12 protein-coding genes are annotated in these 13,972 nt (G+C 61.8%); 7 read left to right on the top strand and 5 right to left on the bottom strand.

Annotation, left to right across the window (positions count from 1 at the left end; all coding sequences use genetic code 11):
• Positions 1-136: 136 nt before the first annotated feature.
• Positions 137-1,588, top strand: a complete 1,452-nt coding sequence (gene pyk / locus AC07SU_RS11810) for a pyruvate kinase (RefSeq protein WP_494997115.1) — start codon at positions 137-139, stop codon at positions 1,586-1,588.
• A 166-nt stretch (positions 1,589-1,754) separates the two neighbouring features.
• On the opposite strand, the gene AC07SU_RS11805 is transcribed toward pyk, so the two are convergent.
• Positions 1,755-2,504, bottom strand: a complete 750-nt coding sequence (locus AC07SU_RS11805) for an enoyl-CoA hydratase-related protein (protein WP_494997114.1) — start codon at positions 2,502-2,504, stop codon at positions 1,755-1,757.
• Positions 2,505-2,534: 30 nt separating this feature from the next.
• Entirely contained in the window at positions 2,535-3,467 is a 933-nt protein-coding gene (locus tag AC07SU_RS11800; RefSeq protein WP_494997113.1) for an iron-sulfur-binding ferredoxin reductase, read from the bottom strand.
• 216 nt (positions 3,468-3,683) lie between these two features.
• Here AC07SU_RS11800 and AC07SU_RS11795 point away from each other — a divergent pair, with 216 nt between their 5' ends.
• The 4 genes from AC07SU_RS11795 to AC07SU_RS11780 all read left to right on the top strand — a co-directional run bounded on the left by AC07SU_RS11795 (position 3,684) and on the right by AC07SU_RS11780 (position 10,119).
• Entirely contained in the window at positions 3,684-5,207 is a 1,524-nt protein-coding gene (locus AC07SU_RS11795; RefSeq protein WP_176994341.1) for a fumarate hydratase, read from the top strand.
• A gap of 234 nt (positions 5,208-5,441) precedes the next feature.
• Positions 5,442-7,208 carry a sensor histidine kinase gene (locus tag AC07SU_RS11790; RefSeq protein ID WP_494997112.1) on the top strand — a complete coding sequence of 589 codons (1,767 nt, stop codon included), beginning with the start codon at positions 5,442-5,444 and terminating at the stop codon, positions 7,206-7,208.
• Entirely contained in the window at positions 7,202-8,527 is a 1,326-nt protein-coding gene (locus tag AC07SU_RS11785) for a sigma-54-dependent transcriptional regulator (protein ID WP_176994343.1), read from the top strand. Before AC07SU_RS11790 ends, AC07SU_RS11785 begins: the two co-directional genes overlap by 7 nt.
• A gap of 272 nt (positions 8,528-8,799) precedes the next feature.
• Positions 8,800-10,119 (top strand): MFS transporter, encoded by a 1,320-nt coding sequence (locus AC07SU_RS11780; protein ID WP_178921737.1) that lies wholly within the window; start codon positions 8,800-8,802, stop codon positions 10,117-10,119.
• 112 nt (positions 10,120-10,231) lie between these two features.
• Here the strand turns inward: AC07SU_RS11780 and AC07SU_RS11775 are convergent, their stop codons facing one another.
• Complete coding sequence (locus AC07SU_RS11775; RefSeq protein ID WP_494997111.1) at positions 10,232-10,993, bottom strand: COG4705 family protein; 762 nt, start codon at positions 10,991-10,993, stop codon at positions 10,232-10,234.
• Between the two features lie 195 nt (positions 10,994-11,188).
• Between AC07SU_RS11775 and AC07SU_RS11770 the strand changes: the two genes are divergently transcribed.
• Complete coding sequence (locus AC07SU_RS11770) at positions 11,189-11,809, top strand: flavin reductase family protein (RefSeq protein WP_494997110.1); 621 nt, start codon at positions 11,189-11,191, stop codon at positions 11,807-11,809.
• 159 nt (positions 11,810-11,968) lie between these two features.
• On the opposite strand, the gene AC07SU_RS11765 is transcribed toward AC07SU_RS11770, so the two are convergent.
• Both AC07SU_RS11765 and AC07SU_RS11760 read right to left on the bottom strand, forming a co-directional pair.
• Positions 11,969-12,247, bottom strand: coding sequence for a hypothetical protein (locus tag AC07SU_RS11765; protein WP_176994347.1), 279 nt, complete (start codon positions 12,245-12,247; stop codon positions 11,969-11,971).
• Between the two features lie 9 nt (positions 12,248-12,256).
• The gene (locus tag AC07SU_RS11760; RefSeq protein WP_016975490.1) at positions 12,257-12,598 is read right to left on the bottom strand and encodes an antibiotic biosynthesis monooxygenase family protein; all 342 of its coding nucleotides are present in this window, start codon (positions 12,596-12,598) and stop codon (positions 12,257-12,259) included.
• Between the two features lie 328 nt (positions 12,599-12,926).
• On the opposite strand from AC07SU_RS11760, the gene AC07SU_RS11755 reads away from it, so the two are divergent.
• Positions 12,927-13,856 (top strand): AraC family transcriptional regulator, encoded by a 930-nt coding sequence (locus AC07SU_RS11755; RefSeq protein WP_176994348.1) that lies wholly within the window; start codon positions 12,927-12,929, stop codon positions 13,854-13,856.
• Positions 13,857-13,972: the final 116 nt, after the last annotated feature.

The raw sequence follows: 13,972 nt of genomic DNA, 5'->3' as shown, positions 1-13,972 counted from the left end.
GTCGAAAATCTTCAAGGGTGTTCGTATTCACTCGCAGCAAAAACAAGTCAATCGTCGATAAGTAGTGCAAACGAACAATGACTACAACGAAAGAGCATAGTAGCCTTCCTCAGCGCTTGAACTCAGGAGTCTGTGCATGTCCGTCCGTCGTACCAAAATCGTCGCCACCCTTGGCCCGGCCAGCAACTCGCCGGAAGTCCTCGAACAGCTGATTCTGGCTGGTTTGGACGTTGCCCGTCTGAACTTCTCCCACGGCACCCCGGACGAGCACAAGGCTCGCGCCAAGCTGGTGCGTGACCTGGCTGCCAAGCACGGCCGCTTCGTGGCGCTGCTGGGTGACCTGCAAGGCCCGAAAATCCGTATCGCCAAATTCGCCAACAAGCGGATCGAGCTGAAGATCGGTGACACGTTCACCTTCTCCACCAGCCACCCGCTGACCGAAGGCAACCAGCAAGTCGTGGGTATCGACTACCCGGACCTGGTCAAGGACTGCGGCGTCGGCGACGAATTGCTGCTGGACGACGGCCGTGTAGTCATGCGCGTCGACACCGCCACACCGACCGAACTGCATTGCACCGTGATCATCGGCGGCCCGCTGTCCGACCACAAAGGCATCAACCGTCGTGGTGGCGGCCTGACCGCACCGGCCCTGACTGAAAAAGACAAGGCTGACATCATTCTCGCCGCCGAAATGGAAGTGGACTACCTCGCCGTGTCCTTCCCGCGCGACGCTGCCGACATGGAATACGCCCGTAAACTGCGCGACGAAGCCGGCGGCACCGCCTGGCTGGTGGCGAAGATCGAACGCGCCGAAGCCGTGGCCGATGACGAAACCCTCGACGGCCTGATCAAGGCGTCCGACGCCGTAATGGTTGCCCGTGGTGACCTGGGCGTGGAAATCGGCGATGCCGAGCTGATCGGTATCCAGAAGAAAATCATCCTGCACGCACGCCGCCACAACAAGGCGGTGATCGTGGCGACCCAGATGATGGAGTCGATGATCCAGAACCCGATGCCGACCCGTGCCGAAGTGTCCGACGTGGCTAACGCCGTGCTCGACTACACCGACGCCGTGATGCTCTCGGCTGAAAGTGCTGCCGGCCCGTACCCACTGGAAGCGGTGCAAGCCATGGCGCGTATCTGCCTTGGCGCTGAAAAGCACCCGACCAGCAAGACGTCCAGCCACCGCATTGGCAAAGAGTTCGAAAGCTGCGACCAGAGCATCGCCCTGGCGGCCATGTACACCGCCAACCACTTCCCGGGCGTGAAGGCGATCATCGCCCTGACCGAAAGTGGCTACACGCCGCTGATCATGTCGCGTATCCGTTCTTCGGTACCGATCTACGCGTTCACCCCACACCGCGAAGCCCAGGCCCGCACGGCGATGTTCCGTGGCGTGTACACCGTTCCGTTCGATCCGGCCTCACTGGCACCGAACGAAGTCAGCCAGAAGGCAATCGACGAGCTGGTCAAGCGCGGCGTGGTGGAGAAAGGCGACTGGGTCATCCTGACCAAGGGCGACAGCTACCACACCACCGGTGGCACCAACGGCATGAAGATCCTGCACGTGGGCGACCCGCAGGTTTGAGTGAGCGTTGAATGAGAAAGCCCCGACTGGTTCGGGGCTTTTTTATGCCTGGTTTTTTGTGTGGCTGCAGAGTGCCTCATCGCGGGCAAGCCCGCTCCCACAGTTTGACCGCGATCCCCTGTGGGAGCGGGCTTGCCCGCGATGAGGCCGATCAACCAACACACCTCTACCGCCGAGTGATAAAGGCCGACAACGCCGCCACCGCCTCCGGCGACCGCAACCGCTGGGTAAACAACGCCCCCTCGTCCTCAATCACCTGCCGTAACTGCTCGCGATCAACGCTCTTCATCAACTGCTTGGTCACCTGCACCGCCCCCGGCGCCAGGTCTTCAAAACGTGCGGCCATTGCCCGCGCCTTGGCCAACGCCGCTTCACCACTGGCCAACGCCTCGGTGGCAATCCCCCACGCGGCCGCCTGCTCGCCGCTGAAACCTTCGCCCAATAGCAATAATTCAGCTGCTTTCGCATGCCCCAACAAGCGCGGCAGGATCAGGCTCGAACCAAACTCCGGGCACAGGCCGAGGTTGACGAACGGCATGCGCAAGCGCGCATCACGACTGATATAGACCAGGTCACAATGCAGCAACAGCGTCGTGCCGATCCCCACCGCAGCGCCTGCCACGGCCGCGATCACCGGCTTGCGGCAGTTGATCAGGCTTTTCATGAAGTGAAACGGTGGGCTGTCGAGATCGCTGGGGGGCTGTTCGAGGAAATCGCCGATGTCATTGCCGGCGGTAAAGCACTCACTGCTGCCCTGGATCAGCACGCAGCGGATGTCGGCATCCGCGTCAGCGCCTTCCAGCGCCTCGGCCAGTTGGGTGTACATGGCGCGGGTCAGGGCGTTTTTCTTGTCCGGTCGATTGAGCTGCAAGGTCAGCAGCCCGCGCTCGCGTTGTTGCAGGATGGCGTCGGTCATGGTGAGTCTCGCGACGGTGGAATTCAGCGCTCAACCACGGGGCAGGAACACGTCGGCCAGCAGTTGATTGCGCGGCAGCCCCGCCAGGAACAGGCGCTTGGAGAACGCCTCGACATTGCCAGGGTGCCCGCAGAGTAAAGCCAGAGTTTGCCGCGAAACAAGCCGCAGTTGCGCCAATGCCTGGGTCGCCTCGGCCGTGGTCCACAGCTCCACTGTCAGGTTCGGGTACTGCGCGGCCAGCTGCGTCAGGGCTTCGGCCAGGTAATGTCCGTTGGCATCATGGGCCAGGTGAATCACGCGGATCGCGCCCTGGTGATCCTGACGCAACGCCTCACGCAACACGCCCCACAAAGGTCCCAGGCCTGTACCGGAAGCCAGCAGCCACAGCGGCCGGGCGTGCCAGTCCGGGTCGTAGTGCAACGCGCCGCCGCGCAGTTCGCCCAAGCGCAGAGGGTCTCCCACTTGCAGTTGACGGGCCAGGTCGCTGAATTCGCCGGGTTGGCGGCAATCAAGGTGAAACTCCAGGAACGGGTCCTCCTGGGGCAGGCTCGCCAGGGAATACGGCCGGGCCACCTGCCCGGCCCACAACACCAGGTGCTGGCCGGCGCGATAACGCAGGCCGCGCTCCGGTTGCAGGCGCAGGCGCAGCACCGTCGGGCTCAACCAGTCGGCACCCACCACGCGAGCAGGCAGGCCATCGCGCTGGGGGTCGAAGGTTTCGACCTGCAAATCCCCCAGGACCTGGCACTGGCACGCCAAACGCCAACCGTCCTGGCGTTGCGCCGGGCTCAAGGCCTCGGGTTGCTTGTCCTCGACCTCGCCCCGGCAACGGACCAGGCAGGCGTGGCAACTGCCGGCGCGGCAACTGTAGGGCACGGCCACACCCGCCTGGTTCAGCGCATCCAGCAGGTTGCTGCCGGGGGCGACCGACCAGTGGCGTTCGCCGACGTGCAGTTCAGGCATATAAAGGTCTCAGACACAGGGGACGCGCACAGGGAATCATGCCTGCGACAGTTTGACCATAGTCGGGTGTATCGGCCACCGAGCCGGGTTATACTGCCGCGCCTTTTAGCGTCGCGCCTGCACCATTTTGGCGTGCCTTGGAAAGGTGGCTTCAGCCGACCGATGCAACACTGAAACCACCTTTATTGAATGTTCCCTTATAGAGGAGCGCGACTCATGACCGTGATCAAGCAAGACGACCTGATTCAGAGCGTTGCCGACGCCCTGCAATTCATTTCCTACTACCACCCCGTTGATTTCATCCAGGCCATGCACGAAGCCTACCTGCGCGAAGAATCGCCAGCGGCCCGTGACTCCATCGCCCAGATCCTGATCAACTCGCGCATGTGCGCCACCGGCCATCGCCCGATCTGCCAGGACACCGGTATCGTCACCGTGTTCGTGCGCGTGGGCATGGACGTGCGTTGGGACGGCGCCACCATGGGCCTGGACGACATGATCAACGAAGGCGTGCGTCGCGCCTACAACCTGCCGGAAAACGTCCTGCGTGCATCCATCCTCGCCGACCCGGCAGGCGCGCGTAAAAACACCAAGGACAACACCCCCGCGGTCATCCACTACTCCATCGTCCCGGGTAACACCGTGGAAGTGGACGTGGCGGCCAAGGGCGGCGGCTCCGAGAACAAGTCGAAAATGGCCATGCTCAACCCGTCCGACTCGATCGTTGACTGGGTCTTGAAGACCGTTCCGACCATGGGCGCCGGCTGGTGCCCACCGGGCATGCTGGGCATCGGCATCGGCGGCACCGCCGAGAAAGCTGCGGTGATGGCCAAGGAAGTGTTGATGGAGTCCATCGACATCCACGAGCTGAAAGCCCGTGGCCCGCAGAACCGTATTGAAGAGATGCGCCTGGAGTTGTTCGAGAAGGTCAACCAACTGGGCATCGGCGCCCAGGGCCTGGGTGGCCTGACCACCGTGCTCGACGTGAAGATCATGGACTACCCGACCCACGCCGCCTCCCTGCCGGTGTGCATGATCCCCAACTGCGCCGCCACCCGTCACGCACACTTCGTGCTCGACGGTTCGGGCCCTGCGTCGCTGGAAGCGCCACCGCTGGACGCCTACCCGGAAATCGTCTGGGAAGCCGGCCCATCGGCCCGCCGCGTCAACCTCGACACCCTGACCCCGGAAGAAGTGCAGAGCTGGCAGCCAGGCGAAACCGTGTTGCTCAACGGCAAGATGCTCACCGGTCGCGACGCGGCGCACAAGCGCATGGTCGAGATGCTGAACAAGGGCGAAACCCTGCCGGTGGACCTCAAGGGTCGTTTCATCTACTACGTCGGCCCGGTTGATCCGGTGCGCGAAGAAGTGGTTGGCCCGGCTGGCCCGACTACCGCGACGCGGATGGACAAGTTCACCCGTCAGATCCTCGAGCAAACCGGCCTGCTGGGCATGATCGGCAAGTCCGAGCGCGGCCCGACTGCGATCGAAGCGATCAAGGACCACAAAGCCGTGTACCTGATGGCTGTGGGCGGCGCTGCTTACCTGGTGGCGCAAGCCATCAAGAAGTCACGCGTTGTTGCCTTCGCCGAACTGGGCATGGAAGCGATCTACGAGTTCGACGTGAAAGACATGCCGGTGACCGTTGCAGTTGATAGCAAAGGTGAGTCGGTGCACATCACCGGTCCTGCGATCTGGCAGAAAAAGATCAGTGAAAGCCTGGCGGTAGAAGTGCAGTAAGCACCTGACCGTTTGAATGAAGGCGACTGCGGCCCTAGGCCCCAGTCGCCTTTTTTATGCCTGACACTTTTTAGGTGGGAGCTGGCTTGCCTGCGATGCAGGCACCTCGGTTTTTCAGTGACGCCGAGGGGATGCCATCGCAGGCAAGCCAGCTCCCACAAAAGCGGGCCCGCCACAAGATCCTGGCCGCGCATGGTATGGTGCTCACCCCTTACTGTGCCTGCCCCTCACCGTATGATCGTGATCCCTCGCCCGCTGCGCCTGACCTTCTATTCGCTGCTGATCATCGCCGGCGCAGTGCTCGCAGCCGCCCTGGCTACACGCCACGCCGAGCGCCAGGCCCTGGTGGACGATGCCGCTCGTGCCAATCAGCAACTCACGCTGTATGGCAACTCGTTGCATACCCTGATCGAACGCTACCGCGCCCTGCCCGCCGTGCTGGCGCTGGACTCGGAAATGATCCGCGCCTTGAAAGGCCCGCTGGATCCCGGCACCCAGGACCTGCTCAACCGCAAACTGGAACGCATCAACGGCGCCGCCCAATCCTCCACCCTGGAGTTGATGGACCGCACCGGCCTGGCCGTGGCCGCCAGTAACTGGAACCTGCCGAGCAGTTACGTCGGGCATAACTATGCGTTTCGGCCTTACTTCAGCCAGACCCTGAGCCAGGGCACCGGGCGTTTTTATGCCGTGGGCGTGACCACGGGCATCCCCGGTTATTTCCTCTCCAGTGCGGTGGTGGATGAGCACGAGCAATTCCTCGGCGCTATGGTGGTGAAACTGGAGTTTCCCGAGCTGGAACGCGAATGGGCCCAGGGCAATGACCTGCTGCTGGTCAGCGACGCGCGGGGCATCGTGTTAATCGCCAACCAGCCGGGTTGGCGCTACCGTAACCTGCGGCCGCTGTCGGTGCAGGACCTGGCGGAGCTCAAGGCCACCCGTCAATACGACAAAAAACAGCTGCAAGCGCTGGAAAGCCAGCCCCTGCAACGCTTCGACGACAACAGCCACCTGATGCGCGTCAACGGCCCCGACGGCAGCGCCAATTACATCTGGGAATCCCTGCCGCTGAAGGCCGAGGGCTGGACGTTGCACCTGCTGCGTAAACCGCAGTTTGCCTTTGAAGACCAGCGCAACGCCGGCCTCGCCGCCGCCGGTTCCTGGCTGGCCCTGGTGTTCCTCGTGCTGTTCCTTACCCAGCGCTGGCGCCTGGCCCGTTTGCGCCAACGCAGCCGTGAAGAGCTTGAGCAATTGGTAGAGGAGCGCACCCAGGCCCTGCGCACCGCACAGGACGGCCTGGTGCAATCAGCCAAGTTGGCGGCACTGGGGCAGATGTCTGCCGCCCTCGCCCATGAAATCAACCAGCCACTGACGGCCCAGCGCATGCAACTGGCCACCTTGCGCCTGCTGCTGGACCATGGCCGCGTGGACGACGCCTACACGGCGCTGACCCCGCTGGATGAAATGCTTACCCGCATGGCCGCCCTCACCGGCCACCTCAAGACATTTGCCCGTAAAAGCCCGAGCGGCCTGCGCGAACGACTGGATTTGGCGTTAGTGGTGGACCAGTCCCTGCATCTGCTCGATGCACGCCTGCGTGATGAAGGCATCGGCGTGGTACTCGACCTGACCCGCCCGGCCTGGGTCCGTGGTGATGCAATCCGCCTGGAACAAGTGCTGATCAACCTGCTGCGCAACGCCCTTGATGCGATGGCCGACAAACCGCGCAAGCGCCTGGAAATCCGCCTGCATGCCGACCAGCAGTTGTGGCAACTGACCGTCAGCGACAGCGGCGGCGGGATAGCCGAGGAACACCTCAACAGCGTGTTCGACCCCTTCTTCACCACCAAGCCGGTGGGCGACGGGCTGGGCCTCGGGTTGGCTGTGTCGTACGCTATCGTGCATGAACTGGGTGGACGCCTGATCGCCGGCAACCGAGGCGATGGCGCCGTGTTTACCCTGACCTTGCCCATCGCGCTGGAGACGCCAGACCTATGTTGAATGCGGTGATCGTAGTCGATGACGAAGCCAGCATTCGCACGGCCGTCGAGCAATGGTTGAGCCTGTCCGGCTTTGAAGTGCAGTTGTTCAGCCGCGCCGAGGAATGCCTGGCGCAACTGCCCAAGGATTTTGCCGGCGTGATCCTGAGCGACGTGCGCATGCCGGGGCTGAGCGGCCTGGAACTGCTGGCCGAAGTACAGCGCCGCGACACCGACCTGCCGGTAATCCTGCTCACCGGCCATGGCGACGTGCCGATGGCCGTCGAAGCCATGCGCGAGGGTGCCTACGATTTCCTGGAAAAACCCTTCAGCCCTGACGCCCTGCTCAACAGCCTGCGCCGGGCGTTGGACAAGCGCGGGCTGATCCTGGAAAACCGGCGCCTGCATCAGCAGGCCGATGCCAAGGCGCAACTGGAATCCAGCCTGCTCGGCGTATCCCGTGGGCTGCAGAACCTTCGGCGCCAGGTGCTCGACCTGGCGAGTTTGCCAGTCAACGTGCTGATCCGTGGCGAGACCGGCAGCGGCAAGGAACTGGTCGCCCGTTGCCTGCATGATTTCGGGCCTCGGGCGAAGAAGCCGTTCGTGGCGCTCAACTGCGCCGCGATCCCTGAGCAACTGTTTGAGGCCGAGCTGTTCGGCCACGAAAGCGGCGCGTTCACCGGCGCCCAGGGCAAGCGCATCGGCAAGCTGGAATATGCCCATGGCGGCACGCTGTTCCTGGACGAAATCGAGAGCATGCCCCTGGCCCAGCAGGTCAAGCTGCTGCGGGTGCTGCAGGAACAGAAGCTGGAACGGCTGGGCTCCAACCAGAGTATCCCTGTGGACCTGCGCATCATCGCCGCCACCAAGCCGGATCTGCTGGAAGAGGCCCGCGCCGGGCGTTTCCGCGAAGACCTGGCCTACCGGCTGAACGTCGCGCAACTGCGCCTGCCGCCCTTGCGCGAGCGCCGTGAAGATATCCCGTTGCTGTTCGACCACTTCGCCCGAAGTGCTGCCGAACGCCTGGGGCGCAGTGTCGAGCCCCTGAGTGGCGCGCAGTTAGGACGCCTGCTGAGCCATGACTGGCCGGGCAATGTGCGTGAATTGGCCAACGTCGCCGAGCGCCAGGTGTTGGGCCTGGGTGATCCGGAGCCAGAGGGTATAGAGGCCGGGCAATCCCTGGCGGCGCAGCAGGAGGCCTTTGAAGCACACTGCCTGAAGGCGGCGCTGATGCGGCACAAAGGCGATATCAAGGCGGTGTTGGCGGAGCTGCAACTGCCGCGGCGGACCTTCAATGAGAAGATGCAGCGGCACGGGTTGGTGCGGGAGATGTTTCTCTAGCGATCTTCAGGCCGCCATCGCGGGCAAGCCCGCTCCCACAGTTTGATCTGTGAACACATTCCCATGTGGGAGCGGGCTTGCCTGCGATGAGGCCGGCAGCCATAAGCGGATTTCCGCTCATCACCCAAAATTTATCAGCGACTTTCCGCTCAAAAAATCCTGCCAACCCTTCTAGGCCGGGCCTTCATCTACCTGGCACAGCTCCTGCTATAGCCCGAACCAGGCTGTGCTCAGGCACGCTCCATAAAAACAACTAGATGAAGGATCCTTCAATGGATAACTCCAACGCCCTGCCTCTGGGGTCGGCGGCCGCGCCGACGAAAGAGCGCACTACCTCAAGCCGTATCAAATCGATTTTCAGTGGTTCCGTCGGCAACATGGTCGAGTGGTACGACTGGTACGTCTACGCCGCGTTCTCGCTGTACTTCGCCAAGACCTTTTTCCCTAAAGGCGACACCACCGCCCAACTGCTCAACACCGCCGCGATTTTCGCCGTGGGCTTCCTGATGCGCCCGATCGGCGGCTGGCTGATGGGCCTTTACGCTGACAAAGTCGGGCGTAAAAAAGCCTTGATGGCCTCGGTCTACCTGATGTGCTTCGGCTCGCTGCTGATCGCCCTGAGCCCGGGCTATGAAATCATCGGCATCGGTGCACCGATCCTGCTGGTGTTTGCCCGCTTGCTGCAGGGTCTGTCGGTCGGTGGCGAATACGGCACCTCCGCCACTTACCTCAGCGAGATGGCCACCAAAGAGCGCCGTGGTTTCTACTCCAGCTTCCAGTACGTCACCCTGATCTCCGGCCAGCTCATCGCGCTGGGCGTGCTGATCGTGCTGCAACAATTCCTCACCACCGAACAGCTGTACGCCTGGGGCTGGCGTATTCCGTTCGCCATCGGCGCCCTGTGTGCGGTGGTCGCGCTGTACCTGCGTCGTGGCATGGAAGAAACCGAGTCGTTCACCAAGAAGGAAAAAGCCAAGGAAAGCGCCATGCGCACCTTGATGCGTCACCCCAAGGAACTGATGACCGTGGTCGGCCTGACCATGGGCGGCACCCTGGCCTTCTACACCTACACCACCTACATGCAGAAATACCTGGTGAACACGGTCGGCATGAGCATCTCCGACTCCACCACCATCTCGGCCGCCACGCTGTTCCTGTTCATGTGCCTGCAACCGATCATCGGCGGGCTGTCAGACAAGGTCGGTCGTCGCCCGATCCTGATCGCCTTCGGCGTCCTCGGCACCCTGTTTACCGTGCCGATCCTCACCACCCTGCACACCATCCAGACCTGGTGGGGCGCGTTCTTCCTGATCATGGCGGCGCTGATCATCGTCAGTGGCTACACCTCGATCAACGCGGTGGTGAAAGCCGAGCTGTTCCCTACTGAAATCCGCGCCCTGGGCGTGGGCCTGCCGTATGCACTGACCGTGTCGATCTTCGGCGGTACGGCTGAGTACATCGCACTGTGGTTCAAGAGCATCGGCATGGAAACCGGGTATTACTGGTACGTCACGGCGTGTATTGCGATTTCGCTGGCGGTTTACGCGACCATGAAAGACACCCGCAAGCATTCACGCATCACCACCGACTAAAGGTTTAACACGGTAAAAAATGTGGGAGCTGGCTTGCCTGCGATAGCGGTGAGCCAGCCAACGAATTTAGAGACTGATCCACTGCAATCGCGGGCAAGCCCGCTCCCACATTTTAGTTTTGTGTCGCCTGGCTAATGCGGTCACGCCCATACCGCCGCTGCGCATACGATGCCCCTGCAATCATCACCACCAGCACCGCCGCCAACACCGCCGACGAACCAATCGTGCCGAAATCCAGCCCGCCCTTTTCATGGGGTTTGGTGAGGAAGTCACCCAAGGTCGCGCCAAACGGTCGGGTCAGTACAAACGCCACCCAGAACAACAGCACCGACGAGATCCGGGTGAAGTAGTTGAGTGCTACCACCGCCGCAATGGCAGAGCCGATCAGCAAGGCGCCACCGGCGAAACCAAGCCCCGAGTCATCAGCCAGGAAGTCGCCCAATGCGGTGCCCAGGGTGTTGGAAAACAGAATCGCCATCCAGTAGAACAGCTCACCGCGAAAGCTCTGCACCTTATTCACGTTCAGCGAATCGCCGCTCACATGCCACAAGGCAAAGATGATCATCAGGATCGCAATCAGGATCATCGACCCCGTGGCATACCCCAGGCCCAAGGAGCGGTCCATGAAGTCCGACATGGTGGTGCCCGCCGTGCTGGTGGACAAAATCACGATCCAGTACAACACCGGGTTGTAGGCCTTGGACCAGAGTTGCGTCACCAGGGTGACCAGAAACACGCTGATCAAGATCATCGAGCTGATGGCGTAACCCACGTTCAGGGTCATCGACAGCAAGTCCCCGGCCGTTTCGCCCAGGGTGGTTGCGCAGATTTTCATGACCCAGAACGCCAGGGTGATCTGAGGAAGTTTGTTCATCGGGTAGAAGGCTCCAAAGCTCAGTCTTTCAATTGGCCGACTTATAAAGGGGGGTGTCGACCTGGGCGCAGACTGAACGTAGCGCTGTGAAAAATAGGTGGCCGATCAATGAAAATTCCATAGGGCCGGTGGAAATTCAGCGCCGTGGCTTGCAGTATGGCCACCTCACCGAACCCATTAGCAGGAACCCCGGCCATGTCTGACGATATCCATTTCTACGAACCCGCCAACGGCCATGGCCTGCCCCATGACCCGTTCAATGCCATCGTCGGCCCACGGCCCATTGGCTGGATTTCGTCACAGGACAGCGAAGGCCGCCTGAACCTGGCGCCCTACAGTTTCTTCAATGCGTTCAACTACATTCCGCCGATCATTGGGTTTTCCAGCGTCGGGCGCAAAGACAGCCTGAACAACATCGAACAGACCGGCGAGTTTGTGTGGAACCTGGCCACGCGCCCGCTGGCCGAGCAGATGAACCAGAGTTGTGCGGCGGTATCGCCAGAGGTGAACGAGTTCGAATTGTCCGGGCTGACCCCGGTTGCGTCGAAGATCGTCAAGGTGCCACGGGTAGGCGAGAGCCCGGTGTCGTTCGAGTGCAAGGTGACGCAGATCATCCAGCTGCAACGCGCGGACAAAGCGCTGGTGCCGAGCTGGTTGGTGCTGGGTGAAGTGGTTGCCGTGCACATTGCCAAGTGGCTGCTCAAGGACGGCATCTACGACACCGCCGCCGCCGAGCCGATCTTGCGCGGCGGTGGGCCGGCGGATTACTTCCAACTGGGGCCAGAGGCCCTGTTCAAAATGCACCGCCCACGCTGATTGATCACTTTCTAACAAACACAACCGATCCATGTGGGAGCCGGGCTTGCCCGCGATGGCGGAGTCTTAGCCACCCAATGAGTCGGCTGACCTGCCCTCATCGCGGGCAAGCCCGGCTCCCACATTTGCTCTTCGTTAGGCAGTAAAAAGTGTTCGGCTTCAGTTAGTGGCAGTTGCCCAGGTCAACTGACCTTCTTCATCCACATCAACCAGCCGCTCAAGCTGCACCGTCGCCGCATCATCGGCGTCGGAAGCGGTCTTGAACTTCTGTCCATCAAGGATCTTGTGAAACTGCGGTGCACCCATGCCATCCAGTGCCTTGACGGCGACGGCGGCGCTGTAGCCACCTTCTCCCGGTACAACGGCAGAGACGGCTTCGTGATGGGCAAATTGTTTACGTGCCATGTTGCAGGTCCTGGCCAATGGAAAGTCGGCCATTCTAGACCTTCAGCCGGCGAGTTGCAGGTACTCGCCGTAGGCGTGTGCAGCGGATGCATCGGTGAAGGTCTGGAAGTCCATGCTGCGGACCACCATGTCGTTCAACAGCTCGGTAAAGATCATCAGGGCCGGCGAGTTGAAGTAGGCGCTCATGGCCTGTTCGCTGCTCCAGAAACCCGAGACCAGCCAGACATCGGGGTCGACCTGGGAATGCTGCAACGAAAATTGCAGGCAACCCTGAGCCTGACGGCCCGGTTCGATCAAACTGCTCAAGCGTGCACCGAGTTCGGTGCTGCACCCGGTACGGGCACGGATAAAGGCCATATGGCTCGCGGGAATGGGGGTGGACATGTTCGACTCTCCCGTTGAGAAGTGATGCTCGGCAAACACTGTGAGGGCGTGTTGCCACAGGATCAAAGATAATGGCGCGGGTGTGGGCGCAGTTAGTCAATTCCTGCAGGCTTATTGCACAATCCTGCGAGAAGCGTAGATAGGACGTTTGCCGCCCGGGGTTTATTCCAAGCCCATGTTCAGTGTTTCAAGGAGATGACAGGCCCTGTGATTGCCTGATTCACGACCTGTCGCAGGATCAGGCAAGGATTGTGCAGAATCGACCTAACACTTTTTGAAAAGCCGCCGCTAAGCTGATCCCATCGAAACAGCCTGTAGAGGACGTCCCATGTCGTCGCCGGAACATAAGCCCATTCCCCTCGATGCCGAGATGGAAAAACAGCGAGCTGAGCTGGCCAGCATCGTGCACCGGCATACCTGGGAAGATGGCTCCTACGGTACGGCGGTGACCTCGCTGTACCTCAACCGCCACAACACACCGCGTGACTTCATGCCGGTGCTGGTGGAGCCGGCCTTGTGCATCCTGGCCAGCGGCAGCAAGGAAGTGCGCCTGGCCGACGAAATCTTTGCCTATGACCCGCTCAACTATTTGGTGTTCTCGGTGGCGATGCCGGTGGCCGGGCGAATCATCGACGCCACGCCAGAAGACCCCAATCTGTCGGTGCGCATCAACATCGACCCGGCGCAGCTCACCGCGTTGATCGCCGAGGCCGGACCGATGGGCGTGCCCTCGCGCCCGACCTCCCGTGGCATGTACGTCGACCGCATTGACACTCAATTGCTCGACGCCGTGTTACGCCTGGCACGACTGCTGGACACCCCCAAAGACATCGCCATGCTGGCGCCGCTGATCAACCGCGAAATCCTCTACCGTTTATTGCGGGGCCCGCAGGGCTATCGGCTGTATGAGATCGCCGTGGCCAACAGCCAGAGCCATCGGGTCAGCCAGGCGATCACCTGGTTGAACGGCAACTACGAACAACCGCTGCGCATCGATGACCTGGCCAAGGAAGTGAACCTCAGCGTCTCGACCTTGCACCACCGCTTCAAGGCGATCACCGCCATGAGCCCGCTGCAGTACCAGAAGCAACTGCGTTTGCAGGAGGCTCGGCGGTTGATGATTGCCGAAGGGCTGGAGGCGTCGGCGGCGGGGTATCGGGTGGGTTATGAAAGCCCGTCGCAGTTCAGCCGGGAGTACAGCCGGTTGTTCGGCGCACCGCCCTTGCGCGACCTGGCCCGGATGCGCCAAAGCGTCTGACCCCCCGCCGATCAAAATGTGGGGGCTGGCTTGCCGGCGATGAGGCCTGCACGCCGTCCCTATTGTAGGAGCCCGGCTTGCCGGCGATGGCGTCCGTGAGAGCGCTATCGCCGGCA

It is taken from the genome of Pseudomonas sp. GW821-FHT05H12, assembly GCF_059419385.1.
The sequence above is the reverse complement of the archived record's forward strand: the minus strand, read 5'-3'. Positions and strand labels throughout refer to the sequence as shown.